Origin of the sequence: Actinokineospora sp. PR83 (assembly GCF_021056305.1) — a bacterium.
GTDB lineage: Bacteria > Actinomycetota > Actinomycetes > Mycobacteriales > Pseudonocardiaceae > Actinokineospora > Actinokineospora spheciospongiae.
Genome location: NZ_JAJCXD010000022.1, coordinates 15,884 through 40,633 on the forward strand (window position 1 = coordinate 15,884; position 24,750 = coordinate 40,633).

21 protein-coding genes and 1 CRISPR repeat array are annotated in these 24,750 nt (G+C 73.1%); of the genes, 12 read left to right on the top strand and 9 right to left on the bottom strand.

What is annotated here, in order from left to right:
* Nucleotides 1-32: 32 nt before the first annotated feature.
* Nucleotides 33-1,484 carry a lipopolysaccharide biosynthesis protein gene (locus L6E12_RS07230; protein ID WP_236227099.1) on the bottom strand — a complete coding sequence of 484 codons (1,452 nt, stop codon included), beginning with the start codon at nucleotides 1,482-1,484 and terminating at the stop codon, nucleotides 33-35.
* A 203-nt stretch (nucleotides 1,485-1,687) separates the two neighbouring features.
* Here L6E12_RS07230 and L6E12_RS07235 point away from each other — a divergent pair, with 203 nt between their 5' ends.
* Nucleotides 1,688-2,713 carry a right-handed parallel beta-helix repeat-containing protein gene (locus L6E12_RS07235; protein WP_236227100.1) on the top strand — a complete coding sequence of 342 codons (1,026 nt, stop codon included), beginning with the start codon at nucleotides 1,688-1,690 and terminating at the stop codon, nucleotides 2,711-2,713.
* A gap of 8 nt (nucleotides 2,714-2,721) precedes the next feature.
* Here the strand turns inward: L6E12_RS07235 and L6E12_RS07240 are convergent, their stop codons facing one another.
* Nucleotides 2,722-4,128 carry an O-antigen ligase gene (locus tag L6E12_RS07240; RefSeq protein WP_236227101.1) on the bottom strand — a complete coding sequence of 469 codons (1,407 nt, stop codon included), beginning with the start codon at nucleotides 4,126-4,128 and terminating at the stop codon, nucleotides 2,722-2,724.
* Nucleotides 4,129-4,144: 16 nt separating this feature from the next.
* Entirely contained in the window at nucleotides 4,145-5,158 is a 1,014-nt protein-coding gene (locus L6E12_RS07245; RefSeq protein ID WP_236227102.1) for a hypothetical protein, read from the bottom strand.
* A 119-nt stretch (nucleotides 5,159-5,277) separates the two neighbouring features.
* Between L6E12_RS07245 and L6E12_RS35320 the strand changes: the two genes are divergently transcribed.
* Genes L6E12_RS35320 through L6E12_RS07260 form a run of 3 tightly spaced genes read left to right on the top strand, consistent with a single transcriptional unit; the run spans nucleotide 5,278 to nucleotide 8,807 of the window.
* Nucleotides 5,278-6,417 carry a glycosyltransferase family 4 protein gene (locus L6E12_RS35320; protein WP_236227103.1) on the top strand — a complete coding sequence of 380 codons (1,140 nt, stop codon included), beginning with the start codon at nucleotides 5,278-5,280 and terminating at the stop codon, nucleotides 6,415-6,417.
* 33 nt (nucleotides 6,418-6,450) lie between these two features.
* Nucleotides 6,451-7,833, top strand: coding sequence for an MFS transporter (locus tag L6E12_RS07255; protein ID WP_236227104.1), 1,383 nt, complete (start codon nucleotides 6,451-6,453; stop codon nucleotides 7,831-7,833).
* Nucleotides 7,830-8,807, top strand: a complete 978-nt coding sequence (locus L6E12_RS07260; RefSeq protein WP_236227105.1) for a hypothetical protein — start codon at nucleotides 7,830-7,832, stop codon at nucleotides 8,805-8,807. The genes L6E12_RS07255 and L6E12_RS07260 overlap by 4 nt, the downstream gene beginning before the upstream one ends.
* A 68-nt stretch (nucleotides 8,808-8,875) precedes the next feature.
* A CRISPR array of direct repeats spans nucleotides 8,876-9,147; the repeat unit is 28 nt; unit sequence GTCTTCCCCGCGCGAGCGGGGCTGTTCC.
* A gap of 736 nt (nucleotides 9,148-9,883) precedes the next feature.
* Here the strand turns inward: L6E12_RS07260 and L6E12_RS07265 are convergent.
* Nucleotides 9,884-10,609, bottom strand: coding sequence for a polysaccharide deacetylase family protein (locus L6E12_RS07265; RefSeq protein WP_236227106.1), 726 nt, complete (start codon nucleotides 10,607-10,609; stop codon nucleotides 9,884-9,886).
* 92 nt (nucleotides 10,610-10,701) lie between these two features.
* Here L6E12_RS07265 and L6E12_RS07270 point away from each other — a divergent pair, with 92 nt between their 5' ends.
* The 4 genes from L6E12_RS07270 to L6E12_RS07285 all read left to right on the top strand — a co-directional run bounded on the left by L6E12_RS07270 (nucleotide 10,702) and on the right by L6E12_RS07285 (nucleotide 15,278).
* Entirely contained in the window at nucleotides 10,702-11,667 is a 966-nt protein-coding gene (locus L6E12_RS07270) for a glycosyltransferase family 2 protein (protein ID WP_236227107.1), read from the top strand.
* Nucleotides 11,664-12,512, top strand: a complete 849-nt coding sequence (locus L6E12_RS07275) for a glycosyltransferase family 2 protein (protein ID WP_236227108.1) — start codon at nucleotides 11,664-11,666, stop codon at nucleotides 12,510-12,512. The genes L6E12_RS07270 and L6E12_RS07275 overlap by 4 nt, the downstream gene beginning before the upstream one ends.
* 62 nt (nucleotides 12,513-12,574) lie before the next feature.
* On the top strand, nucleotides 12,575-13,942 hold the full coding sequence (locus tag L6E12_RS07280; RefSeq protein WP_236227109.1) for a glycosyltransferase family 4 protein: 1,368 nt from the start codon (nucleotides 12,575-12,577) through the stop codon (nucleotides 13,940-13,942).
* Between the two features lie 19 nt (nucleotides 13,943-13,961).
* Entirely contained in the window at nucleotides 13,962-15,278 is a 1,317-nt protein-coding gene (locus L6E12_RS07285) for a UDP-glucose/GDP-mannose dehydrogenase family protein (RefSeq protein ID WP_236227110.1), read from the top strand.
* A 385-nt stretch (nucleotides 15,279-15,663) separates the two neighbouring features.
* Here L6E12_RS07285 and L6E12_RS07290 read toward each other — a convergent pair whose 3' ends face one another.
* A complete protein-coding gene (locus tag L6E12_RS07290; RefSeq protein ID WP_236227111.1) occupies nucleotides 15,664-16,431 on the bottom strand; it encodes a protein phosphatase 2C domain-containing protein in 768 nt (255 codons plus the stop codon).
* A 65-nt stretch (nucleotides 16,432-16,496) separates the two neighbouring features.
* On the opposite strand from L6E12_RS07290, the gene L6E12_RS07295 reads away from it, so the two are divergent.
* Both L6E12_RS07295 and L6E12_RS07300 read left to right on the top strand, forming a co-directional pair.
* The gene (locus L6E12_RS07295; protein WP_110079386.1) at nucleotides 16,497-16,706 is read left to right on the top strand and encodes a helix-turn-helix domain-containing protein; all 210 of its coding nucleotides are present in this window, start codon (nucleotides 16,497-16,499) and stop codon (nucleotides 16,704-16,706) included.
* Nucleotides 16,707-16,708: 2 nt separating this feature from the next.
* Nucleotides 16,709-17,248: a Clp protease N-terminal domain-containing protein gene (locus L6E12_RS07300; RefSeq protein ID WP_236227112.1), complete on the top strand. Its 540-nt coding sequence runs from the start codon at nucleotides 16,709-16,711 to the stop codon at nucleotides 17,246-17,248.
* Nucleotide 17,249: 1 nt separating this feature from the next.
* On the opposite strand, the gene L6E12_RS07305 is transcribed toward L6E12_RS07300, so the two are convergent.
* Nucleotides 17,250-18,341, bottom strand: coding sequence for a calcium:proton antiporter (locus L6E12_RS07305; RefSeq protein ID WP_374201844.1), 1,092 nt, complete (start codon nucleotides 18,339-18,341; stop codon nucleotides 17,250-17,252).
* A 22-nt stretch (nucleotides 18,342-18,363) separates the two neighbouring features.
* A complete protein-coding gene (locus L6E12_RS07310; RefSeq protein ID WP_236227113.1) occupies nucleotides 18,364-18,993 on the bottom strand; it encodes a YitT family protein in 630 nt (209 codons plus the stop codon).
* Between the two features lie 82 nt (nucleotides 18,994-19,075).
* On the opposite strand from L6E12_RS07310, the gene L6E12_RS07315 reads away from it, so the two are divergent.
* Nucleotides 19,076-20,494 carry a PLP-dependent aminotransferase family protein gene (locus tag L6E12_RS07315; protein WP_236227117.1) on the top strand — a complete coding sequence of 473 codons (1,419 nt, stop codon included), beginning with the start codon at nucleotides 19,076-19,078 and terminating at the stop codon, nucleotides 20,492-20,494.
* 359 nt (nucleotides 20,495-20,853) lie between these two features.
* Here L6E12_RS07315 and L6E12_RS07320 read toward each other — a convergent pair whose 3' ends face one another.
* The gene (locus L6E12_RS07320) at nucleotides 20,854-21,726 is read right to left on the bottom strand and encodes a hypothetical protein (RefSeq protein ID WP_236227114.1); all 873 of its coding nucleotides are present in this window, start codon (nucleotides 21,724-21,726) and stop codon (nucleotides 20,854-20,856) included.
* A gap of 254 nt (nucleotides 21,727-21,980) precedes the next feature.
* Here L6E12_RS07320 and L6E12_RS07325 point away from each other — a divergent pair, with 254 nt between their 5' ends.
* Nucleotides 21,981-23,042 (top strand): S8/S53 family peptidase, encoded by a 1,062-nt coding sequence (locus L6E12_RS07325; protein WP_236227115.1) that lies wholly within the window; start codon nucleotides 21,981-21,983, stop codon nucleotides 23,040-23,042.
* On the opposite strand, the gene L6E12_RS34695 is transcribed toward L6E12_RS07325, so the two are convergent.
* The coding region (locus L6E12_RS34695; RefSeq protein WP_255683089.1) for a CHAT domain-containing protein at nucleotides 22,990-24,750 on the bottom strand (1,761 nt) is incomplete at its 5' end. The two genes, L6E12_RS07325 and L6E12_RS34695, sit on opposite strands and share 53 nt — an antisense overlap.

Consider the following 24,750-nt stretch of genomic DNA (forward strand, 5'->3'; position numbering starts at 1 on the left):
CTCCGGGACGGGCCACTGTCCTGTTCAGACGATCAGAACCCGGGCTTCCTGAGCAGGTTCCGCAGCGGCCACACGACCGCCGCGTAGGCCAGGAGACCGAGCAGGCCCGCCACCAGCAGCTCCACGAACGTCTGGTCCAGCAGCACCCGCACGCCGAGGACCACCGCGCACAGCAGCGCGCACCCCAGCACCGGCCGCACCACCAGGGCCAGGACCCGGCGCAGCGACACCCCCGTGCGGCGCACCGCGATGCCGTACGCGGGCACGATCAGCACCACCGCAACGATCGCGTGCGCGGCGGCCACCCCGCGGATCCCGTCGGCCAGCGCGCCGATCGGCAGCGCCACCACCAGCCCACCGGTCCAGATGCCCTGGATCCACAGCGTGCGCCCCGGCAGGCCCAGCGCCACCAGGTAGTCGTAGGCCAATTCCCCCACCACCCTGGCCATCCCCAGGACCGCCAGGAACTGCAACGCCTCTGCCGCGCCCACCCACTGCTCGCCGTAGAGCGTGCGGATGATCGGCAGCGCCAGCAGTCCCAGCAGCGCCGAGACCGGCAGCGCGGTCAGCGCCAGAAGCTGCGCGAACCGGCCCAGCGCCCGTTCGCGCTCCCGCGGGTCGTGCTGGACCTGCGCGAACGCCGCCAGCGACACCCGGCGCACCACCGTGGAGAACATGTTCACCGGCCAGCTCGCCAGGTTGAACGCTTGGAGGTACAGGCCCAGCGCGACCGCGCCGAGCAGGTGGCCCGCCACGATGTAGTCGACGTTCAGCATGGCGAACACCAGCAGCGACGCCCCCGCCAGCGGCAGCCCGAACTTGATCAGCTCCCGGGCCTGCGACCGGTCCCACCCCGGCCGGGGCCACAGCGACACCAGCCGGAACAGCAGCAGCGCCGACAGGGCGTTGCCCACGATCCGGCCCCAGGCCAGGCTCGCCGGACCGAAGTCGGCCAGCGCCAGCACCACGGTCAGCCCGGTCGACAGGCCCAGGTTCGACAGGTCCACCACCAGCCGCACGCCCTGCCGGAACTCCCGGTTCACGAACTGCGCCGCCGCCGCCGTCGCCCCGTCGATCAGCACCGACGCGCACAGCAGCCGCACCACCCCGGCCGCCTCCGGGGCGCCCAGCGCGGCGCTGAACGCGGGGGCGCCGAACCAGCACACCGCGTACAGCACGGCACTGCTGACCAGGGAGATCGTGGTGACGGTCGGGGCGATGTCGCGCGGGTCGCCCGGCCAGCGGACCAGCGCCAGGCTCACCCCCAGCTCGTTGACCGCCAGGACCGCGCTGAGCGCCACCAGCGCCACCGCGAACGCGCCGAAGTCCTCCGGGGCCAGGATGCGGGCCAGCAGCACGCCGGTCAGCAGGGTGCCCAGCTTGCCGGTCACGGTGTTGAGGAAGCTCAGCCCCAGGGCCTTGCGCACCTTGCCCTCGGCCGGGGGCGCCGCGGTGGGCTCGGTGGACTGGTCGGGTGTGGTCACCGGGACTCCGGACGGGGTGGCCGCGGCTGCCTGCGCGCGGGTGGTGTGGGCGGGGCGCCCGGGTGACCGGTTGCCCCCGGGGTGTGCGTGCACGAGGATTTCGGGTAAGAAGGCCGGCGGTGATCGGCTGCGGTCGGGAAAAGGTGACCGGAAATGGGCGCGTGTCGTGTGCGACCACCCGGAACGAATGAGGAGTTATCAGGATGAGATCTGTTCGAGATAGGCGCCTCCGGTCCAGACCCGGGGCGTTCGCCGCGGCCGTGACCACCGCCGTGCTGCTCGGCGGCTGCGGTGAGGCCGAGAGCGCGGACGGCGGCCCGTCGCCCACCCTCGGACCGACCACCTCGGCGAGCGCCACCCCCACCGGGACCCTGCTGCCTCCCACCACCGCCCCGCCGGTCAGCACCACCGCCGCCGCCGCCCCGCCCGCGGTGACCACCACGGCCGCCAAGCCGAAGCCCGTCGCGCCGCCCCCGCAGGCCGCCCCGCCGCCCCCGCCCAGCGCCCAGCCCGGCCCGCACAACACCGGCTACCAGCACACCGGCGTGAAGCTCACCCCCATGAACTGCGAGAAGGGCGAACTGGTCATCGACAAGCCGGGCACCGTGATCGACGGCAAGTCGATCCCCTGCTCGGTGCGGGTCGCCGCCGACAACGTGCGCATCACCCGCTCGCTGATCAAGACCACCGCCCCGTACGGCATCTACAAGCTCGACCAGTACGCCAACCTCCAGGTGATCGACACCGAGATCGCGGGCAGCGGCAAGGGCTGCGGCTACGGCATCGGCTTCAACCGGGTGCACACCATCCGGGCCAACATCCACGGCTGCAACGACGGCGTGCACACCGAGCAGGGCAGCACCCTGGAGTACTCCTGGATCCACGACCTGGAGTACACCGGCCTCGACAGCGACGAACCGCACAACGACGGCGTGCAGTCCACCGGCAGCTCCAACATCACCATCCGCGGCAACACCATCTCCAACCCCCGCCACCAGACCTCGTGCATCCTCATCGGCGGCGAGGGCGGTGCCCCGTCGAACGTCCTCATCGAGGGCAACTGGCTCGACGGCGGCAACTACACCATCTACCTCGACCCGAACGGCTCCAACCGGACCATCCGCAACAACGTGTTCGGCAAGTCGTTCGTCTACGGCCCGGCCAACGTCGCCGGGCAGTTGGACTGGGCGGGCAACACCTTCGCCGACGGCGGTGAGGTCAAGCGCTGACCCGCCGGTCACCGGGGCTCCCGGGCCTGGTCACGAGCCGTGGCCACGCCCCGGGCCGCCCAGGCGGCCAGCGCCTTGGCGGAGAACCGCAGCGTCGGCCCGGAGATCCCGCCCGAGGTCGCCCGGTTGATCCGCATCAGCGCCCCGGCGGCGCCGATCAGGATGAACATCAACCCGCTGGCGATCTTGAAGGCGAAGGTGTCGTAGGTGACGCTGGAGACCCCGAGCATGGCGATGCAGGCCAGGATCGTCTGCGCCAGGTCGCGCACGTGCGGGTCGCGGGTGGCCCGCCGGGCCGCCCCGGCCGCCCACATGCCCAGCAGGAACACCGCGATCAGCGCCGCCAGCCCGATCAGCCCGTTCTCCACGATCGTGCCCAGGTACTGGTTGTCCAGCGGCCCGTACCTGGTGGGCAGGTAGGTGCCGAAGCCCTTGCCCAGCCACAGGTTGTCGGCGATGGTCTGGCTGGTGGAGTCGTAGTCGTCGGTGCGGCCCTGGATGCTGGGGTCGTTGGAGATGTTGCTGAACAGGCTCAGCAGCGTCCCCACCAGACCGGGCACGAAGAACCGCAGCACCACCAGGAACCCGGTGGCCGCCACCACGGTCTGCACGGCGCGGCGCACCGGCCAGGTGGGGATCAGGAAGATCGCCGCCACCAGCATCCCCAGGATCGCCGACCGCGACAGCGACACCACCGCGCCCATCGCCAGCAGCAGCAGGCAGATCCACCAGTTGCGCGCCTTGAGCCCGGCCGCCTGCGTGCGGAACGCGTAGTGCGCGGCGAACGGCACCGCGAACCCGCACACCACCCCGAACTCGATCGGGTGCCCTGCGGTGCCCGACGGCCTGCGGAAGATCGACCGCTCCAGCACCGACTCCCCGGAGCCCACCTCGCGCAGCCCCGGCACGGTCATGTACTTGACCAGGTCGAACCCGAGGAAGAACTGCAACAGGCCGATGAACGCCATGATCGCGCAGGTGACCACGACGAGCTTGAGCACCCGGTCCAGCCGGTCCAGGGTGCGGATGCCGTCGCACACCAGCAGCCCCACCACCAGCAGGCCCAGGATCGTGATGAAGCTCAGGTCGGCCGACTTCAGCTCGTCGGCGGGCAGGTACTTCCACGTCGCGTAGCCGTAGGTGGCGACCTGGGAGGCGGCGAAGACGAAGATCCCGGTGCGCGCCGGGTTGGGGCCCTTGGCCATGCCCAGGTTGTCCACCATCTGCGCGCACAGCCAGCACAGGCCCAGGCCCAGCCCGAGCAGCAGCGACGGCCGCACGTCCAGCGGCAGCCCGCCGATCACCAGCCGGGCGGGCACCAGGACCAGGAAGCACAGGTAGACGCCGACCAGGGTGGCCGCGTCGGCCCGCTGCCGGGTGCGCCTGCCCTCGTCGGCCAGGTCGTACAGCGCCATGTCCGGTCCGCGCGGATCAGCTCGGCCGGTGCGGCGGGCGCTGCACCGGGGCGATCCGCCGGGTGGCCTGCGGGTCGCCGTTCGGCGGCTGCACGGGCCGCGCGCCGCCGGTCGGCAGCACCCCGTTCGCCTTCCCCTTGCCGTCGGTGCCGTTGACCTGGGTGCCGTTGGCCGGCACGCCGTTGGGCTTGGCGGGGCCGTCGGGCTTGGCGGAACCGTTGACAGCGCCGCCGTTGACGGCCGCGCTGTTGACACCGGCACCGTTGATGCCCGCGCCGTTGGACGGCTGGGCGCCCTGCTGCGGCTTGCGCTCGGCCCGGGGTGCCGCGGAGCCGCTGAGCAGCTCCTCCGGCTCGGCGACCTCGGCCTTGCGGCCGTTCCCCGACTTGCCCGCCCTGTCACCGCCGCGCTTGCGCCGCGAGTGCGACTCCAGCAGGTAGACCGAGGTGAGGGCGGCGGCGAAGCCCAGCGCGAACGCGGCGCCCGCGGCCCGCACCTTGCCGCCGATCTTGGGTTCGGCCGGGGTCGGGGCGACCACGTTCTCCATGTTGATGAAGGTGGAGTCCGGCGCACCCAGGTTGGTCTGCCGCTTCGACAGCTCCTCGCGCACCCGGTCGAAGGCCAGCGACACGGTGCGCTGCGACTCGTCCGGCGAGGCACCGGTCGCCACGACCATGATGAACGGACCGTCGAGCGAACCGTCGCCCGCCTCGTACTTGGCGGTGGCGCCCTGCGCGGTGAGCTGCTCGACGATCTTGGGGTCGTTCAGCGTCTGCACCAGGAGCTGCGAGGTGATCTGCAGGCTGCCGTCGAAGGCGAGCAGCGGGTTCACCACGCCGGGCGGCTTGGTGGGGTCGTTGGTGACCGTCGCGCCCGAGGTGGGCACGGTCAGGATCACCAGGCCCTTCGACTCGTACTCGGTGGGCACCGTGCCGTACACCGCACCCGCGATGCCCAGCGTCGCACCGAACACGGCCAGCGCCACCGGCCAGCGGCGGAGCAGGACCCCTACGGTCCTCCAGAAGTCCATCTCATGTTCCCCGATCCAAGGCCTCCGGCGAGCGGAGCCGGCACGCCCCTCCGGATCTATCGTCGCATCGGGGGCGGAATTGTTACTGGCCGTGTAGTCGAGGCGGCTATGGTGACCGCGTGCGACTTGGCTTCACCTGCGCGTGGGACCCCCAGCCGGAACCGACGTGGTCCTACACCCCGTGGAACCTCCGGAGCGCCCTCCGCGACGTCCCCGACCTCGACTGTGTCGACGCCGGGGTGCGCTTCCCCGACCCGGTCCGCCTCGGCCTCAAGGCGCTCAACGCCCGCCGCGTCGACGGCACCTGGGTGTCGATGTGGAAGCACTCCAGGCTCGCCCGCCGCTACCTCGACACCGCCGTCCGCCACGACGTCGCCGCCTCCGGCGCCGAAGTGGTCCTCCAGGTGCAGGACCTCGCCGTGGTCGACCGCCCGTACCTGGTACTGCAGGACCTCAGCTACGACGTCCTCTTCGAACACCGCGACGAACGCGGGCGCCTGACCCACTTCCCGTCCCTCGACGAGGCCGACCTGGTGCGGCTGCGCGACCGCCAGCGCGGCGTCTACGCCGAAGCCGCCGGGGTGCTCGCGATGAGCCGCTGGTTCGCCGACCACCTGGTCCGGGTGTCCGGGGTGGACCCGGCGAAGGTCCACGTGGTCAACCCGGGCGCCTCGGCGACCTGGGCGGGCGCGGGGGTTGCCGACGAGGTCCTGCGGCGCAGGCGGGAGGGTCCGCGCACCCGGTTGTTGCTGGTGGGCAAGGACTTCGCCACCAAGGCGGGCCCCCAGGTCGTCGCCGCCCTGGCCCTGCTGCGCGCCGAGGTCGACCCGGACTTCACGCTGACAGTGGTCGGCCCCCGGGAGTGGCCCATGGTGGGCGAACCGCCACCGGGGGTGACGTTCCTGGGCAGGCTGCCGGTCGAACGGCTGGCCGAGGTGTACGACGAGCACGACCTGTTCGTCATGCCGTCGAAGTTCGAGGGCTTCGGCATCGCACTGGTCGAGGCGCTGTCCCGGGGCCTGCCGTGCGTGGCCCGCAACGCCTTCGCCATGCCCGAGATCGTCGTCACCGGGCGTAACGGCGACCTGGTCGACTCCGATGATCCGGCTGAGCTGGCCGGTGCCATCACGCGCCTGCGCGCCGACGACGCGATCTTCGACCGCGTGGCCAGGGAGATGGCCGAAGTGCGCGCCCACCACTCGTGGGCGCGGGCGGCGGCTCAGGTGGCGGACATCGCCCGAGGTGTGACGAGGAGCTGACCGGGGCCCGGTCGGCGCGGTGAGGAGTCGACGATGTACCTGGCGTCGGCGCGCACCACCCCCGACACCGGCACCGGCCCGTCGCGGCCCGGTCGCGTCCCCGGCACGGTCGTCGCCCTGGGCGCGGTCAGCCTCCTGACGGACGTGTCGGCGGAGATGGTCTCGGCCTTCCTCCCGCTGTACCTGATCTACACCCTGCAACTCGGGTACGTCCAATTCGGACTCCTGGACGGTTTGTACACCGGCGCCACCACCATCCTGCGCCTGGTCGGCGGCTACCTCGCCGACCGGCTGGGACAGTACAAAGTGGTCGCCTTCGCCGGCTACGCCATGTCGACGGCCAGCAAACTGGTCTTCCCCCTCGCGGGCGGCTCCGGCCTCGCGATCGGCGGCGTCCTCGCCTTCGACCGAGCGGGCAAGGGCCTGCGCACCGCCCCCCGCGACGCCCTGATCTCCCTGGCCACCCCCGCCGAGAGCCTGGGCCGCGCGTTCGGCCTGCACCGGGCGATGGACACCGTGGGGGCGCTGTTCGGCCCGCTGCTGACCTTCCTGCTGCTGGCCTCGCTGGGCGCCGACTCGGGCCCGATCTTCGTCACCAGCTTCTGCTTCGGCCTCATCGCCCTGATCGTCCTGGCAGCCTTCGTCCCCGCCGACCCCCGCCGCCTGCCCCCCGCCCCGCCCCGCGCCGCCGCTCAGGCCGCCCCGCGCGACCCCGCCGCCCCACCCCGCGCCGCCGCTCAAGCCAATCCGCCCCGCCCCGCCACCCAGCGCCCCGCGATCCGCCTCCGCTCGGCCTTCGGCCTGCTGCGCGACCGCCGCTTCCTGCGCGTGGCAGGCGCGGCCACCGTGCTGGGCCTGGCCACCATCAGCGACGCGTTCGTCTACGTGGTGGCGCAGAAGACCCTGGACGTGCCGGTCACGGTGCTGCCGCTGCTGCCGCTGGGCACGGCCCTGGTGTTCCTGCTCGGCGCGTACCCGGTGGGCCGGATCGCCGACCGGGTCGGCCGGTGGCCGGTATTCGTCGCCGGGCACGTGCTGCTGCTGGGGGTGTACGCGGCGCTGCTGCTGCCGTGGGGCGGCTACGGGGTGCTGGTCGCCGCCCTGGCCGTCCACGGCCTGTTCTACGCGGCGACGGACGGTGTGCTGATGGCCTACGCCGGGGCGGTCGTCCCGGAGCACCTGCGCGCGGGCGGCATGGCGGTCGTGCAGACCGGCCAGGCGCTGGCCAGGCTCCTGTCGTCGGTCGGCTTCGGCATCCTGCTGTCCGTGGTCACCATGCCCACCGCCACGATGATCGCGGCGGCCCTGCTGGTGGCGGCCCTGGTCGCGGCGGTCCTCCTGGTCGGCCGCTCCGGCGGCGACCAGACCACCATCAACACCCCTGATGCCGAGAAGAAGAACGAGGTCCAGCCATGACGAACAGGCGCCGCGCCCTGCTGGCAGTAGCGGCCATAGTCCTGGTCGTCCTGGGCGGCGGCACCTACCTGGCGGTCAAATTCGCCGGAACCACCCCCGCAGGCACCCCCACCTCCGCAGCCCCCACCGGCGGCCTCCTCTTCGTCGACATGTCCAGCGGCCTCCACCAGGTCAACCAACTGACGAAGGTCGAAGACCCGACAGCGGGCCGCAACCCCACCGACCTCCGCTGCGAACGCGTCTACCGCTCAGCGGCCCGCACCGTCTGCCTCCGCCTGGCGGGCATCGGCCCCTCCTACGAGGCAGCGGTCCTCGACGCCACCGGCAAGGTCACCCACACCACCCCGCTGGCGGGAATCCCCAGCCGAGCCCGCATCTCCCACACCGGCGAGGTGGTGAGCTGGACCACCTTCGTCACCGGCGACTCCTACTCGGTCCCCGGCGGCTTCTCCACCCGCACCGGTGTGATGGACCTCCGCACCGGCGAGGTCATCGACTCCCTGGAAACCTTCACCGCCACCCTCGAAGGCACCGAAGTAACCGCCGCCGACCGAAACTATTGGGGCGTAACAGTCGCCGACGACAGCAGAACCTTCTACGCCACCCTCGCCACAGCAGGCCGCACCTGGCTGGTCAAGGGCGACCTCCAAACCCGCACCGCCCACGACGTGATCCAGAACGCCGAGTGCCCCTCCCTCTCCCCAGACGGCACCCGAGTCGCCTTCAAGAAACGCCAAGGCCGTCTGGGCGCCTGGGTCCTCAACGTCCTGGACCTCGCCACCGGCAAAACCACCGAAATCCCAGGCACCCAAGGCCTCGACGACCAACCCACCTGGCTCGACAACAACAACATCGCCTACGGCGCAGCCCTCCGAAACGCCAAGGTCCCCTCCATCTACGAGGTCCCCGCCGACGGCAGCAAGCCCCCGACCCTCCTCATCCAGGACGCCCAATCCCCCTCCCCCATCACCTGACCCGGCGATCAGCCGCCGAAGTGAATGAAAACCGCCACCTCGCCCGCCAAACCCGCAGGTCAGGAAGTGTCTTCCCCGCGCGAGCGGGGCTGTTCCCATCGCCCCCAACTCCGACCGCAAGGCCCTCACGTCTTCCCCGCGCGAGCGGGGCTGTTCCCGCGCACCGCATGTCGGCGCGCACCGCCTGCTTGTCTTCCCCGCGCGAGCGGGGCTGTTCCGACCTCGCCCGCGCCGCTCACGACATGCACCCGGTCTTCCCCGCGCGAGCGGGGCTGTTCCGGGCGTGCTCGACTTCCGGGCCGCCGGGTGACCGTTTTCCCTGCGCGAGCGGGGCTGTTCCGCCATCGGCCGCGAAAGTGGCGAAGTTCGCCGCCACTGCCCTCTTCGCAGGCGGTGGTGGGTATGCGCGCCCAATTTATGCATAAAGTAAATATTCGCAGTTCAAAGCGAATGCGGATTGTTGCACTCGGTGGTAGGAGGCATCAGGGGGTGGATCTTGGAAACGAACCGGCGAGTGTGCGCCAGGTGCACGACCCGCTTGGCCGGGGACAACCGCTCCACCCTCTGCGGCCCCTGCGCCCGCCAGGTCATCCGCCCCGGTGCGGCCCCCGAACTCCCCGATGAGTTCTGGCGCCGCCCGGCGATGCGCGAGGCACTCCGGTCCAGGCACTTCGGGCAGGTGCTGTACGCGTACCGGCTTGAACACCGGCCTGCGCTGACGCAATCCAAGGTGGGGCGGTGGTTGGATCTTTCCCAAGGTCAGATCAGCAGGCTGGAGGCGTCGCACCAGCCTGTCCGAGACCTGCGGAAGCTTGAGTACTGGGCGCGCGCCCTCCGCATCCCGGAACCTTGCCTGTGGTTCCAGTTCGGTCCCGCTGATGAGGCGACCGTCCGCGCTCCCAGGATCGACGGCATGACGCCGTGGGATGAATTCGTCCGCAGGCTGAACCGCTCCGAAGTCGGCACCTCAACCCTCGAACAGCTCAGATCGAACAGGCGCATACGCCGAACTGCGCTCCTAGAACCCGGGCGGAATGCTCCTGAGCCGCCAAGAATCCCTGCAGGAAGTGTCCCGCCTACTTTCGGAACCAGGCGCCCTTCACCGCTTTCCCCGCCCCCACCGCTTCCCCCAACGACACCGGTGCCAGTCCTCGCTCCGCCAACCCACCCAGCACCGCCCGAGCCAACCCCTCCCGGGAAAACCCCGGCGCAGCCCCGTCATCCACCCCCACGTCCAACCCGGCGTGCCCGTCGTGCATCAGGATCACGTCCCCCGCAGAAGCCCCCACCAGCGTCCGCTCCGCCACCTCCTCCACCGGATCGTCCTGCCAGTCGTACCCGGTCCGGTTCCACACCACGGATTCCAGCCCGCACCGCCGAATCGCCGCCCACGTGGCAGGTTGCTGCGCCCCGTACGGCGGCCGGAACCACCGCACCGGTGCCCCCAGCAGTTGCTCCAGCCGCTCCTTGCCCTCCCGGGTCCGCCGCAGCACGTCCCCGGCGGGCAACGTTGTCAGTCGCACGTGGTCGATCCCGTGCAGCGCCACCTCGTGGCCGGCATCCACGATCTCTCCCAGCAGCGAAAGATTCCGCTCCGCCCGCGCCACCAGCACGAAGAACGTCGCCGTCGCTCCGGCGTCGGACAGTGCTGACAGCACGCCCGGGGTGTCCTCGGGGGCCGGTCCGTCGTCGTAGGTGAGCACGACCTGGGGGGTCGGGGTGGTCACCGTGCGGATGGAGCCGACGGGGGAGGTCAGCGGGAGGATGAGGCGGCGAGCGGTCTGGCCCAGCATGGCGGTCATCCTGCCAGGTGTAACGGTGTGCGAACGGCTCCCGATGCCGAACACGGAGACCGGACCGCCACCAGTGGGCCGGCGCGACCGAGCGGACGGCTGTGGCAGGGAACAGGGGCGGCCCCGAGCTGTCGATCGTGATGGTGTCCTACAACGCCGCCGCCCACCTGGAACGGACGCTCGCCGCGTTGACCGGGCCCGCGAAGCCCGCTGCCGCCCACGAGGTGATCCTCGTCGACAACGGTTCCGCCGATGGTGCGGCCGACGTTGCCGAGCGGTTCCTGGGGGCAAAAGCCGTCACCCGCCTCGGCCGGAACTCCGGTTTCGGGTACGCCGTCAACCGGGGCGCCGAGCGGAGCACCGGTGACCACGTCCTGCTGCTCAACCCGGACGCCGAGCCGAAGCAGGGGGCGATCGACGCGCTGCTGGCGCACCTGCGGGCCAACCCGGGCCACGGCGTCGTGGGTGGGCGCTACCTGGCCGAGGACGGCACCGTCGACCCGCGCAGTTGCTTCGGCCGCATCACCCTCTGGAGCCTCACCTGCGGGGCGCTCGGGTTGTCGGTGGTGGCGCGGGGTTCGCGGGTGTTCGACCCGGAGGCGCTGGGGCACTGGGGGCGGGACAGCGCCCGGCACGTCGACGTGATCAGCGGCGGGTTCCTGCTGGTCTCCCGCGAACTCTGGGACAGGTTGGGCGGGTTCGACGAGCTCTTCCTGATCTACGGCGAGGACCAGGACCTGTGCCTGCGCGCGGCCCGGTTGGGGCTCCGCCCGTCGATGACGCCGACCGCCGAGGTGGTGCACGCGATCGGCGCTTCCTCTTCGACCAGGGCGGGGCGGGACGTGCTCGTGCTGTGTGGCCGCGCCACCGTCGTGCGGCGGCACTACACCGGGCTCGCGCGCCGCTACGGCCTCGGGGCGATGGCGTTCGGCGTGCTGCTGCGGTCGGTCGCGGAGCGGGTGCTGCGCAGGCCGGGGCGGTGGACCGAGGTGTGGCGCAGGCGCGGTGAGTGGGTGCGCGGGTGGCAGCCGGGCGCGGTGCTGCCGGGGGAGCGGGTCGCGGCGTGAGCGCGGTCAGCGTGGTCATCCCGGCGCACAACGAGGCCGGGGTCCTGGGGCGCACCCTGCACGCCCTGCTCTCCGGCGCCGAGCCGGGGGAGTTGGACGTGGTGGTGGTGGCCAACGCGTGCACGGACGGGACCGCCGACGTGGCGCGGGCGTTCGGGGTGCGGGTGATCGACACCGAGGTGCCGGGCAAGGTCCCGGCGCTGCTGCTCGGCGACCGGTCCTGCGGCACCTTCCCCCGCCTCTACCTCGACGCGGACGTGGAGTTGTCCGCCGCGTCGGTGCGCGAGCTGGTCGGGTGCCTGGAGGCGGGTGCGCTCGCCTGCGCCCCGGTCCCCGAGTACGACCTGACCGGCGCCTCCGCCCTGGTGACCCGCTTCCACCGGGTGCTGGAGCACCTGATGGCGGCCCGGCGCGGTTTGGCGGGCACCGGCGCCTACATGCTCGCCGAGGCGGGTCACGCGCGGATCTTCCCGATGCCCCCGGTGATCGCCGACGACGGTTACGTGCACCGCTCCTTCAGCGCCGCCGAGGCCGCGGTGGCCCCGGGCGCGCGGTCGCTGGTGCGCCCGCCGCGCAGCACCGTGGCCACGATCCGGCGCCGGGCCAGGGTGCGCCGGGGCAACGCCGAGCTGGACCGCCTGGGCCACCGGGCGACCGGGGCGCCGGTGTCCCTCGGTGAGCTCCGCGGCGCCGTGCGGTCCGGTGAGGTCGGTCTCCTCGACGCTGGGTGCTACCTGGCCGTGCTGGTGGCCGAGCGGGTGCTGTTGACCTGGCGGCGGCTGCGCGGCACGCAGGCGTCGTGGTCCGCCGACACCACCAGCCGCGCGGCCGAATCCGGCCGTTAGGTAACCCGACCGACACCTCGGGCGATTACCGGGAGTCGGTACTTCCAGAGAATGAGGTCCCCGTGAGGCGTCAGAGGGCCCCGCACGTCCTGATCATCGTGCAGAACCTGCCCGTCCCGCTCGACCGGCGGGTGTGGTTGGAGTGCCAAGCCCTCAAGGCCGCCGGGTACGAGGTGTCGGTCATCTGCCCCAAGGGCCCCGGTGACCCGGCGTACGCCGAACTCGACGGCGTGCACCTGTACAAGTACGCCCCGCCGCGGCAGGCCGAGGGGGCCCTGGGGTTCGCCTGGGAGTTCGCCTACTGCTGGGTGCGCACCGCGTGGCTGAGCCTGAAGGTGCGCCGCCGCGCCCGCTTCGACGTCATCCAGGCGTGCAACCCGCCGGACACGTACTGGGCGCTGGCGCTGCCGTGGAAGGCCGCGGGCGTGCGGTTCGTCTTCGACCACCACGACCTCAACCCGGAGGTGTACCGCTCCCGCTTCGGCGAGCCGACCGGGTTCGTCGGCAAGCTGCAACTGGCGGTGCTGGAGTGGTTGGAGCGCCGGACCTTCCGCACCGCGGACCGGGTGATCTCGACCAACACGTCCTACCAGGACATCGCCGTGCGCCGCGGTGGCGTGCCGCGCGGGCACACCACGGTCGTGCGCTCGGGCCCGGACACCACGAAGATGCGCCCCGTCCACACCGACGACACCGTGCGGCGCGGTGGTGAACACCTGGTGGCGTACCTGGGGATCATGGGTCCGCAGGACGGTGTGGACGGCGTGCTGGAGGCGGCGAACCGGATCGTGCACGAGCACGGCCGCACCGACTTCCGCTTCGTGCTGCTGGGCTTCGGCGACTGCCTGGAGGACCTCAAGCGGCAGTCGACCGAACTCGGCCTCGACGACTACGTGGAGTTCACCGGCCGCGTCGGCCCGGAGCAGATCACCCGGTACCTGTCCGCGGCCTCGATCGGCCTTTCGCCGGACCCGCTGAGCCCGCTCAACGACGTGTCGACGATGAACAAGACCATGGAGTACATGGCCTACGCGCTGCCCGTGGTCGCCTACCGGCTCACCGAGACGGTCGTGTCCGGCGGTGACTGCGCGGTCTACGTCGAGCCCGGCGACAGCGCGGGCCTGGCCGACGCGGTGGTGGCGCTGGCCGACGACCCGGCCCGCCGGGGCGAGCTGGGCGCGGCGGGCAGGCGCCGGGCCGAGCAGGTGCTGGACTGGCGCCCGCAGGCCGAGGCCTACGTCTCCGTCTACGACGGCCTGACCGGTTTCGAGTCGGCCGGGCCGTTCCCGGACGGCCCGCCCGCCGCCGGGGGCTCGACCGACCAGTGGGGCAACCCGCTGGTGGACCTGACCGACGACGGGGCGTTGCGTGCTTTCGCCTCGGCTCGCATGATGGCGCCGGGGGCGGAGCCCGCGCCGAGCGCGAGCTGAGAGCAGAGGAGGGGAATCGGTGTTCGTACGACGCATCGCCGTGGTCGGCACGGGGTACGTGGGGTTGACGACCGGGGCGTGCCTGGCTTCGCTCGGCCACGACGTGGTCTGCGCCGACGTGGACGCGGCCAAGGTCGAGCGGTTGCAGCGCGGTGAGATCGACATCCTGGAGCCGGGCCTGGCCGAGCTGGTCGCCGAGGGGATGGCCGCCGGTCGGCTGACGTTCGTGCTGGGCGCCACCTCGGCGATGCGGCACACCGCCGAGGGCCCGGAGGTCATGTTCCTCTGCGTGCCGACGCCGATGGGCGTGGGCGGGGTGGCGGACCTGAGCATCGTCGAGGCCGTGGTGGAGGAGGTGCGCGAGCTGCTGCCGCCGGGCTGCGTGGTGGTCAACAAGTCCACCGTGCCGGTCGGCACCGCCGAGCGCACCGCGGAACTCCTCGGCCGCGACGACGTGGCCGTGGTGTCCAACCCGGAGTTCCTCCGCGAAGGCAGCGCGGTCTACGACTTCCTCAACCCGGACCGCATCGTGGTCGGCGGTTCCCAGCAGGACGCCGCCGAGCGCGTGGCCGCCCTCTACGCCCGCCTGGGCGCCCCGACCGTGCTCACCGACGCGCCGTCGGCGGAGCTGGTGAAGTACGCGGCGAACTGCTTCCTGGCGATGAAGCTGTCCTACGTCAACGCCGTCGCCGAGCTGTGCGACCGCCTCGGCGCCGACATCACCGACGTCACCGAGGGCATGGGCTACGACAAGCGCATCGGCCAGGCGTTCCTGCAACCCGGCCCCGGCTGGGGCGGTTCCTGCCTGCCCAAGGACACCTCGGCGATGCTGCAACTGGCCGACGCCGCCGACTTCGAGTTCCGCCTCATCCGGGCCACCATCGACACCAACACCCGCCAGCGGCAGCGGATGGTGGAGAAGGTCCGGCTGGCGGTCACCGGCAAGCGCGGCGGTTCCCTGTCGCACAAGCGGATCGCCCTGTTCGGCCTGACGTTCAAGGCGGGCACCGACGACCTGCGCGACTCACCGGCCCTCGCGGTGGCCGCGCTGCTGCGCCAGGCGGGCGCGGACCTGGTCGGCTACGACCCGGCCCTGAGCCAGGACAATCCCCACCCGGACCTGACCGGCATCACCGTCGTGGACGACCCGTACCTGGCGGCGAAGGACGCGGAGGCGGTGGTCGTGCTGACCGAGTGGCCGGAGTTCCGCTCGCTGGACTGGTCCCGCCTGGCGGAGTTGGTCAGCAGGCCCACCGTGATCGACACCCGCAACCTGCTGGACCCGGCCGTGGCCCGCCGCGGCGGTTTCGAGTGGATCGGCATCGGCAAGAGCTGAGCCCCGCGCCCCGGCCCGGCGGACCCGCCGGGCCGGGGCCTGCCCACCGGGCAGGCCTCCCACCCCAACAACCGCTGGTCTGGCGGCCCGTCACGCCGAACCCCACCCTGCGCAGCCGGCGACCACCCCGAAAACCGCCGGCCCGGCTACGGAAATGCCCGGGTGGGTGGATTTGCTTGGGTGGGGGAAGCGATCATGTGCAAGCCTGCTTGGGCTGTGGGGCATCTTTTCGCCCCACTCGGTCACACTGGGCGCATGATCGCTGTAGGGGCCCCGCCCGAGCGGATCCACCCACCCGGGCAAGCCCCGAAAATCCCGGGCTTGTAAACCACGGCACGGCCGAGCAGATCCATCCGCCCGGGCACCCACAACAAAATCCCGAACCCTAAACAGGATCAGTGAAGTCCACACAAGCCAACGCCTGGTCGTCGTGCACCTTCCGCCGAGGCCAGCGCACACCGTCCGGGTCGCCGCGCTCAGCGGCGCGGACAGCGTCCAGCAGGGCCTGCGGCCCGTGCTCGTCCACCAGCGCACGCGCGGCAGGCCAGTCGAACAGGTCGTAGCGGTCGACCCCGCACGCCACCCCGTCCGTCGCGATCAGCGCCGCCCGCACCCGGTCTCGCCGCCACGTCCGGTGCACCGCCTGCGCCGCCGCAGACGGCAGCGCCTCGGCGACCCAGAACCCGCCGTCCTGGTTGCGCAACCGGTCCACCGACGCCGTGGTCGAACGCGCCTCCCGGGGCAGGTCGGCCAGCCGGGTGTCCTCGACGACCTCGTACCCGTCGTCGGTGAACACCACCACCGGGGTGTCGGCCAGCACCAGGGCTTCGACCTCGTCGTCGGTCCAGCGCACCACGGCCACCGTGCTCGACGGGCTGTTGCCCGGGGTGTAGCCGTTGCCGCGCGCGACCGCCCGGATCGCCCCGGCCAGGTGCTTGACCAGTGACAGCTCCGGCGCCGCGGTCAGCCGGGCGACGAGCTGCGCGCCCAGTTCGATCGCGTACGCGCCCCCGGACGGCAGGTCGTCGCGGGTGGCGGTGGCGCCGTCGAGCACGACCACGGCGTCCGGCAGGACCATGACGACGTCCTCGGTCGGGCGTTCCCGCCCGTCGAGTCCGACCCCGGCTGCCTCGGCGACGGTGATCTGCGGCATGTGCGCATCCTGCCTCCGTCAACTTGGGTTGACATACCCGCCCTCGTCAACATAAGTTGACACCCATGGCGGAAGCAACACAACTGGCAGGCGCCGCGGGCGACCGCGACCCCCGCGTGGGGCTGCGCGCCGTCGCGGCGCTGCGCAAGCTCCTCGAACAGCTTGAGGCGGTCCAGGTGCGCAGCGCTCGGGCGGACGGGTGGTCGTGGCAGGAGATCGCGGCCGAGCTGGGTGTCAGCAAGCAGGCCGTGCACAAGAAACACGGGAGGAACTGACGATGTTCGAACGCTTCAGCAAGGCCGCGCGCAACGCCGTGCGCGACGGCGTGCAGATCGCCGAGCGCGACCGCGCGGCGCGGGTCGAGGCCGAGCACCTGCTGCTCGGCATCCTCGCCCAAGACCGGACCCCGGGCACCGGCATCCTCGCCCGCCACGCGGTCACCACCGCGGCGGCCCGCGAGGCCATCGACGCCGCCCGCCGCCGCGGTGGGCTGTCCACAGCGGACGCCGAAGCCCTCACCGGCCTGGGCATCGACGTGGACGCGGTGGTCGCCGCCGTGGAGCACAGCCACGGCGCGGGTGCCCTGGCCGCGGCGGGCAGGCGCGGGCGCCCCTTCGGGTGGCGCGTCCCGCTGTCCCCCGAGTGCAAGCGCGTCCTCCAGCGCTGCCTGGTCGAGGTCGTCGAACGCGGCGAGAACACCATCGGCGACGAGCACCTGCTCCTGGCCATCCTCCGCACCGGCGGCACCGCCGCCGACGTCCTCACCGGCTTCGGCGTCACCTACGAGGTCGTCCGGGACTCCCTGACCAGGGCCTGACCTACGGCGTGACGGCCAGGAACACGAACGCGCTGAACAGGACCAGGTGGACGGTCCCCTGCAGCAGCGTGGCCCGCCCGGTCACCAGGGTCATCATGCTCACCACCACGGTGAGCACCAGCAGCACCAGTTCCTTCGCGCCCAGCCCGAGCAGCAGCGGCCCGGTCAGGAAGATCGAGGCCACCGCGATTGCCGGGATGGTCAGCCCGATGCTGGCCAGCGCCGAGCCCAGGGCCAGGTTCAGGCTCACCTGCAACCGGTCGCGCAGCGCGGCGCGCACCGCCGCCACCGTCTCCGGGGCCAGCACCAGCATGGCGATGACCACGCCGACGAACGACACCGGCGCACCGAGGGACTCGACGGCCGATTCCAGCGTCGGGGACACGGTCTTCGCCAGGCCCACCACCGCCACCAGGCACAGCAGCAGCAGGCCCAGGCTGGTGAACGTGGTGCGGTTGGTGGGGGCGTCGGCGTGGTCGTCGTCGGAGGTGCTGCCCTTGGGCAGGAAGTAGTCGCGGTGGCGGACGGTCTGCACGAACACGAACACCCCGTAGAGGACCAGCGACGCGACGCCCGCGAAGGCGAGCTGGGCGCCGGAGAACGTGGGCCCGGGGGTGGAGGTGGTGAAGGTCGGCAGCACCAGGCTCAACGTCACCAGGGCGACGATCACCGCGAGTGCGCCGCCCGAGGCGTGGGCGCGGAACTCCTGCACCCGGTGCCGCAGCGAGCCGACCAGCAGCGCCAGGCCGACGATCCCGTTGCAGGTGATCATGATCGCGGCGAACACCGTGTCCCTGGCCAGGGACGCGGCCTTCTCCCCGCCCGAGGTCATCAGGGTGACGATGAGCGCCACCTCGATGACCGTCACCGCCAGGGCGAGGATCAGCGTGCCGAACGGTTCACCGACGCGGTGCGCCACGACCTCGGCGTGGTGCACCGCGGCGGTGACGGCGCCGCCGAGGCCGAGGCAGACCAGGACCAACAGGACGGCGCCGAGGGAGCGCCCCCAGGTGACGGCCAGCACCACCGCCGCGGCGGGTGGGACGGCCAGGCTCCAGCGGGGCAGGGCGGGGGTGGTCGTCGTGTCGTTCACACCGTCGACAGTAATGTCGGTTTTACGCCCCGGCGCGCGGTCGCCAGGAGACCAGCGGCAGGAACGCCTGCGCGAGCGGGCCGATGGCGAGCGCGTAGAGCGCGGTGCCGAGGCCGACGGTCCCGCCGAGCAGCCAGCCGGTGGCGAGCACGGTCAGCTCGATTCCCGTTCGGACCCAACGGATCGAGACGCCGGTGCGCGTGGACAGCCCGGTCATCAGCCCGTCGCGCGGCCCCGGTCCGAGCCGGGCGCCGATGTAGGCGGCGGTGGCGAAGCCGTTCAGCAGCACGCCGCCGATCAGGAAAGCGAGCCTCGTCACCATCGCCGACGGGGTGGGCAGCAGCGCGAGCGCGGCGTCGACCGAGAGGGAGATCACCACCACGTTGGCCACGGTGCCCACGCCGAGCCGCTGCCGCAGCGGGATCCAGCACAGCAGCACGCCGACGCTGGTGATCGCGGTGATGGTGCCGAAGCTGAGCCCGGTCCGCTCGTGCAGCGCCTCGTGCAGCACGTCCCACGGCGCGAGCCCGAGCGCGGCCTCGATCTGCATGGCCATGCTGGTGCCGTAGAGCACCAGGCCGAGGAACAACTGCGGGAGCCTGCGCCCGGGGCTGACCCCGACCGCCACCGATCTCACGTCCAGAGCTGACATGCCCCCATCGTGGCCGGGCATTGGCCTTCTCATCCACGGCCAATCATGCACAATTGGCCTTGTGGACGCGCCTACCGGCCGGATGTCGGCCCGCCGACTGGTCCTCCTGCTCGGCCAGTGGCGGGCCGCGGGCAGCAGGCAGGGCTCCACCGGGCTCGCCGCGGGCATCCGCAGGCTGGTGCTGGAGGGCGAGCTGCCCCCGGGCACCACGCTGCCCGCCGAGCGCGAGCTGGCCGCGGCGCTCGGCGTCAGCCGCACCCTGGTCGCCGCCGCGTGGGAGCAGTTGCGCGGCGACGGCTTCCTGCGCAGCAGGCGCGGCTCGGGCACCTGGACGGCGCAGCCGAACACCCCGGCCGCGCCCACCGCCTTCACCGAGCAGCCCCTCGACCTCGCCCGCGCCGCCCCGGCCGCGCTGCCCGAGATCCTCGCGGCCTTCGACCGGGTGCGCGACCGCTTCGCCGTCGAACTGGGCGGCCACGGCTACCACGAGGTGGGCCACCCGCTGCTGCGCGCCCGCCTCGCCGAGCGGTTCACCGCCCGCGGCCTGCCCACCGACCCCGAACAGGTCCTGGTGACCAACGGCAGCCACCACGCGCTGGCACTGGCCCTGCGCACCCTCACCGGCCCCGGCGACCGCGTCCTGCTCGAGCAGCCGACCTACCCCAACGCCATCGACGCCATCCGGGCCGCGCACGCCGTCCCGGTCCCGGTGCCGATGCCCGAGGCGGGTTGGGACCTCGCGGGCCTGGCGGCCACCATCCGCCAGGCCGCACCCCGGCTGGCCTACCTGGTCGTCGACTTCCACAACCCGACCGGGCGCAGGCTCGACGCGCCGGGCCGCGAGCGGCTGGCCGCCGTCCTGCGCCGCACCCACACCCCGACCGTCGTCGACGAGGCCCTGGTGGAGCTGGACCTCGACGGCGACCCGGCGGACGGCCCGCCGCCGATGGCGGTGTTCGCGCCGAACCAGGTGATCACCGTCGGGTCGGCCAGCAAGTCGCACTGGGGCGGGCTGCGGCTGGGCTGGGTCCGCGCCCCGGCCGAGGTCGTGCACCGGCTGGTCGCCGCCCGGTACGCCTTCGACCTGGGCTCCCCGGTCTTCGAGCAGCTCGTGCTGGCCGAGCTGTACGCCGACCCGGAGCCGCTGCTGGCCGCGCGCCGGGCGCAGATCCGCACCCAGCGCGGGGCCCTGGTCGACGCGCTGCGGGAGCACTGCCCGAGCTGGGAGTTCGAGGTGCCCGCGGGCGGGCAGAGCCTGTGGTGCGCGCTCCCCGCGCCGATCAGCACCCGGATCGCGGTCGGGGCCCAGCGGGTGGGGGTGCGGGTGGCGCCGGGGTCGCGGTTCGGTGCCCACGGCGGGCTGGAGCGGTGGCTGCGGCTGCCCTACACGCTGGCGCCCCCGGCGCTGGTCGAAGCCGTGCGCAGGCTCGCGGTGGTGGCCGGGGAGGTCGGCGGGGAGACCGCGCCGGGAGCGGGAGCCGGACTCATCCCGGTGGCGTGACTGGCCCCGGAGGGGGTCCAACCGCTACAAAGTAGTGCGCTGGATGGCGTAGTCGCGTGGACCTTTCGGTTGCGACTCCGCCATCCAGCGCACTCGGCCCTGGTCGTACGCCCAGGTCAGTCGGCACAGCCCCTCGTTGTGCCGATCGGGCGGGCGACCGAGGGTGGGACCCCGGCGCCGCGGGGGCATCGCGGCGCCGGGGCCAGTCCCCGAGTCGGCCGGGCGCGGTCGGCCGATCGGGACGTCTGGTTCCTCGGGGGGATCTCCAGGACCGCCGGGTGTCTCGGGCGATACCTGGGGGAGCGGCCGACCCGAACGGTCGGCGGCAGCGGACAGACCGGTCCCGCGGGACCCGGGTGTCAGTCGGGTGTCGAGGCGGGCAGCCCGGCCACCCGGCCCGGCTGCGCGAACACCCGGTCGTCGACGGTGACGGCGAAGGTCGGCGGCGCGGCGCCGGTGCGCGTGGACAGCACGCCCTGCGGGGCGCCACCGCGGGCCTGACCGCTCAGGTCGTGACCCGAGGGGGTGGCGGCGGGCGCGGCCGGGGCGCTGGGGGAGAACGGCTGCTGGGGCGCCTGACCGGACCCGGTCAGCGCGGTGGCCTCGACCGGCTCGGCCTGGGCGGGCGCCGTGGCCGCGGCGGGCACCCGGTCGGACCTGCGGTCGACCCGGACGTGCGCCTGGTCGTGCCTGCGCGGGGACTCAGCGGCAGCGGCGGTGACGGCGGCGGGGGCCTGCGGGAGGGTGGCCGGGGCCGGGGCCGGGGTGGTGACGGGGGTGGGCGCGGTCGGGACCTGCGGCGCGGGTGCCTCCGGGACCGGGAGCGCGAACGGCGGGGTGAACGGCGGCACGACCGGCGGCGAGAAGGTCGGCGGTGGCGGGAGGGTCGGCGGTGGCGGTAAGGAAGGGAGGACGACCGGGGCGGGCGGGGAGAAGTCCAGCACCGGCGCGACCAGTTGGTTCGCGGTCTCGGTGACCGTGTGGACGACCCCCGTCACGGTGCTGAGCGTGGTGTTGAGCACCGTCGTGACCTGGTCGAGCGTGCCGTCCAGCAGGCCGAACAGCGCGGCGGAGCCGTCGTACTGGTCGCTCGGGGACTGTTCGGGGGCGGGGGGCTCGTAGGCGGTCTGCGCGGACGCGGAAACGGCCAGCGCGAGCCAGCCGATGAGCGCCAACGCCCCGGTCACGACCAGGCGCAGCAGGGTGCGGGAGGGAGCTCGGGAACCGCTCACCGCCGTCACCACCATCCGCAACTCGTCGCCCGACGTCGAACCGGCCCCGCCCGATCGGTGCGACCTGGCCACTATCCAGCACCGGTCCTCCCTTTTGCACCTTAGTGGCGTGTGTTCCACCCGGAAAGACGGTGAACGCCCCGCCTCGGTGGGCCGAATGGAGACGATGATCACCGACAGTGGAGATCACCGGTCCGGGTGACGTCGTGGCGCCTTCCGTGCGGGGGGACCGCGGTGGCGGCAGGGTGTCCGTTGTGTACTCACAGCACCCGGACGCCCTCCCCGAGCTGGCCGAACGGCTCAGCGGCCTCACGGTGCACGACCCGGGCGGACCCGCCCAGTGCCTCGTCCGAACCGGTCAGCTCCTCGTTCCGAGGGCGCGGGTGGAAGATGCCGCTCGCATTTTGCGGAAGTGGGTCGACACCGTCGAAACCGACGGTCCGGGCCTGATCCGGTTGCGCCCGCCGGTCGCCGCCGACTGCGTGCGGATAGCCGCCGACGTGGCCGAGCGGGTTCCGGTCGCGGCCAACCACGTCCACCTCGTCGGCACCCCGGTCCTGCACGGCACCGGTGCCGTCCCCACCCCGGCCGACCCACCCCCGCCACCGCCGCGGGAGACCTGGGCGCCACCGGTCACGGTCACCCTGTTCGACACCGGCCTCGACCCGCACCCCTGGTTCGCCGACCGCCCCTGGTTCGACCCCACCACCACCGAACTCCTCGACGGGGACGCCGACGGCCACGCCGACCGCCAGGCGGGCCACGGCACCTTCGTCGCGGGCGTCCTCCTGCGCCACGCCCCCGGGGTCACCATCCGAGCCCACCGGGTCCTCACCCCCCGGGGCCTGACCGACGACCGAACCCTCGCCACCGCCCTCCACCACGAGTCGACGCGCCCCCACCCCCACGTCATCGTCCTCACCGCGGGCTGCCACACCGCCGACGACCGCTGCCCCCCGGTCCTCGCGGACGAGCTGACCCGCTTCCCCACCACCACGATCGTCGCCGCGGCGGGCAACACCGGAACCACCCGCCCGTTCTGGCCCGCCGCACTCCCCGGCGTGGTCGCGGTCGGCGCCTCGGCGCTCGACGGCTCGCCCGCCCCCTTCACCAACCGCGGCCCCTGGGTCGACCGCCACGCCCCCGGCGTGGACGTCCTCAGCAGCCACGTCCGCCTCGTCGGGGGAACCCGCACCTTCGGCGCGGCCCGCTGGAGCGGCACCTCCTTCGCCGCCCCCCGGGTCGCCGCCGAGATCGCCCGCCTCACGCCCCCACCACCCCCAGCGGCCCGGGCCCGCGCCCACCCCGGTCCCTGACCGCGATCGGACTCCCCACCACCGCCCTGGCCCCCAACCGGAGGAAGGCCAGCGGAAACCCGTAGGGGTGCCCCACCTCGCACGCCGCCAGCACCACCCGCCCAGGCCCCCGCCGAAGCCCACCGAGGTGGTGCGGGTGCAACGTCCCGTCCCCCAGGTCGATCCCGGGCGCCCCGGCCCGGTGGTGCCCGTGCGCGGCGACGTGCACCCACCCCGCCCGCCCGATGGCCTCCCGAGCGGCGTCGACGGTGGGCTCGACGAGCAGTGTGCCGCCGTGGGCGCGGTGCAGCGCGGTCACCTCGGGAACGGCGTGGGCGAGCCCCGGACCGGCGATCCACAGGTACGGCCCGGTGGGCTCGGGAGCGGCCTTGGCGCGGCGGTGGGCGGCCACCGAGGGGGCGACGGTGGTGGCACCCGGCAGCAGCCCCCACGGCAACCCCGCCAGGGCGGGCGTGGGAACGACCACGGTGCGCCGGCCGGCGGGCAGCCCCAACAACCGAGCGAACTCGACGGCGGCCCGACTGGCGGGGGACAACCCGACGTCCGGCACGCCCGAGACGGGGAGGCCGGTAGGGGGCAAACCGGTGGCGGACAGGCCGAGGGTGGGCAGGGCGGAGGCGAAAAGGCCATGGTCGGGCAGGCCGGTGGGGAACAGCCCGGCGGTTTGGTTGGGGGTGGGCTGGCCGGGGATGGCCTGGTCGGCGGTGGGCAGGCCGGGGGCGGGCTGGCAGGCGGGGAACAGCCCGGCGCCCAGCAAGCCGGGAGCGGACAGCTCGGCGGGGGCCTCCCCGCTCGCGGAGTGTTCGGCGAGGACGGCGTGCCGGTGGAAGGCTCGGGCGGCTTCGGTGATGCGAGCGGTGTCACCGACCTCCCGCAGACCTGCCGTGGACAGCGCGAGCAGGGTGCCGCCCCGGTCGATGAGGACCACCAGCGCGGGGTCGTCGAGCGGCGCGGGCTCGGCGTCGTCACCGGTGTGCAGGGCCAGCAACCGTTCGTTGCGCACGTGCAGGTCCCGCGCCGTGCTCGCCCCGGTGAGAGCGGACCTGGCCCGTTCCAGGCGGGCAGGCGCGTCGACCCGAACCGCCCGCCGGGCCAGTTCGCCTGCCCGGGCACCCAGTTCGGGCAGCCGGTGGTCCCGGAACAGCGCGGCGGCCCTGGTGGCCGTCCGAGCGGCCGTCTCCCGGTCCCCGCTGCCCAAGGCGTGCTCGGCCCGAGCCAGCAACGCCTCCGCGAACGCGGGCGCCCGCCCCGCGGCGGCCAACAACACCTCCGCCCTGGCCAGAGTGGCATCAGCGGTGCGCACCAACCCCAGGGCCAACTCCGACCGGGCACGATCGACCAACACCTCCGGCCACCGCCCCTCATCAACCCCGGAGGCCGCGTAGTGCTCCACGGCCCGCGCGTGCTCCCCCGCCTCGGCGGCGAGAAACCCCCGGTTGTGCACGCAGGTGGCGGCCCGCTCCACCTCCCCGATCCCGGCGTAGACCTCCCCGGCCTCCGCCAACGCCCGATCCGCCTCGGCGAACCGCCCCAGGTGCCCCGCCGCCACCCCCAACCCCACCAACGCGTTCGCCCGCCACCGCGGCTCCCCCGCCAGCCCCGCCACAGCCACCGCCAACACACCGACCGCCTCCGCGTACCGCCCCGCCGCACACCGGATCAACCCCCCGAGGCAGTCGGCCCGCACCACCCCACCCGCCCCCAACCC

Excerpts from the sequence above, each read along its gene's own strand:
- L6E12_RS07235 (WP_236227100.1), top strand. The coding sequence starts at position 1,688 with ATGAGATCTGTTCGAGATAGGCGCCTCCGGTCCAGACCCGGGGCGTTC.
- L6E12_RS07240 (WP_236227101.1), bottom strand. The coding sequence starts at position 4,128 with ATGGCGCTGTACGACCTGGCCGACGAGGGCAGGCGCACCCGGCAGCGG.
- L6E12_RS07245 (WP_236227102.1), bottom strand. The coding sequence starts at position 5,158 with ATGGACTTCTGGAGGACCGTAGGGGTCCTGCTCCGCCGCTGGCCGGTG.
- L6E12_RS07255 (WP_236227104.1), top strand. The coding sequence starts at position 6,451 with ATGTACCTGGCGTCGGCGCGCACCACCCCCGACACCGGCACCGGCCCG.
- L6E12_RS07260 (WP_236227105.1), top strand. The coding sequence starts at position 7,830 with ATGACGAACAGGCGCCGCGCCCTGCTGGCAGTAGCGGCCATAGTCCTG.
- L6E12_RS07265 (WP_236227106.1), bottom strand. The coding sequence starts at position 10,609 with ATGACCGCCATGCTGGGCCAGACCGCTCGCCGCCTCATCCTCCCGCTG.
- L6E12_RS07290 (WP_236227111.1), bottom strand. The coding sequence starts at position 16,431 with ATGCCGCAGATCACCGTCGCCGAGGCAGCCGGGGTCGGACTCGACGGG.
- L6E12_RS07295 (WP_110079386.1), top strand. The coding sequence starts at position 16,497 with ATGGCGGAAGCAACACAACTGGCAGGCGCCGCGGGCGACCGCGACCCC.
- L6E12_RS07300 (WP_236227112.1), top strand. The coding sequence starts at position 16,709 with ATGTTCGAACGCTTCAGCAAGGCCGCGCGCAACGCCGTGCGCGACGGC.
- L6E12_RS07310 (WP_236227113.1), bottom strand. The coding sequence starts at position 18,993 with ATGTCAGCTCTGGACGTGAGATCGGTGGCGGTCGGGGTCAGCCCCGGG.
- L6E12_RS07315 (WP_236227117.1), top strand. The coding sequence starts at position 19,076 with ATGTCGGCCCGCCGACTGGTCCTCCTGCTCGGCCAGTGGCGGGCCGCG.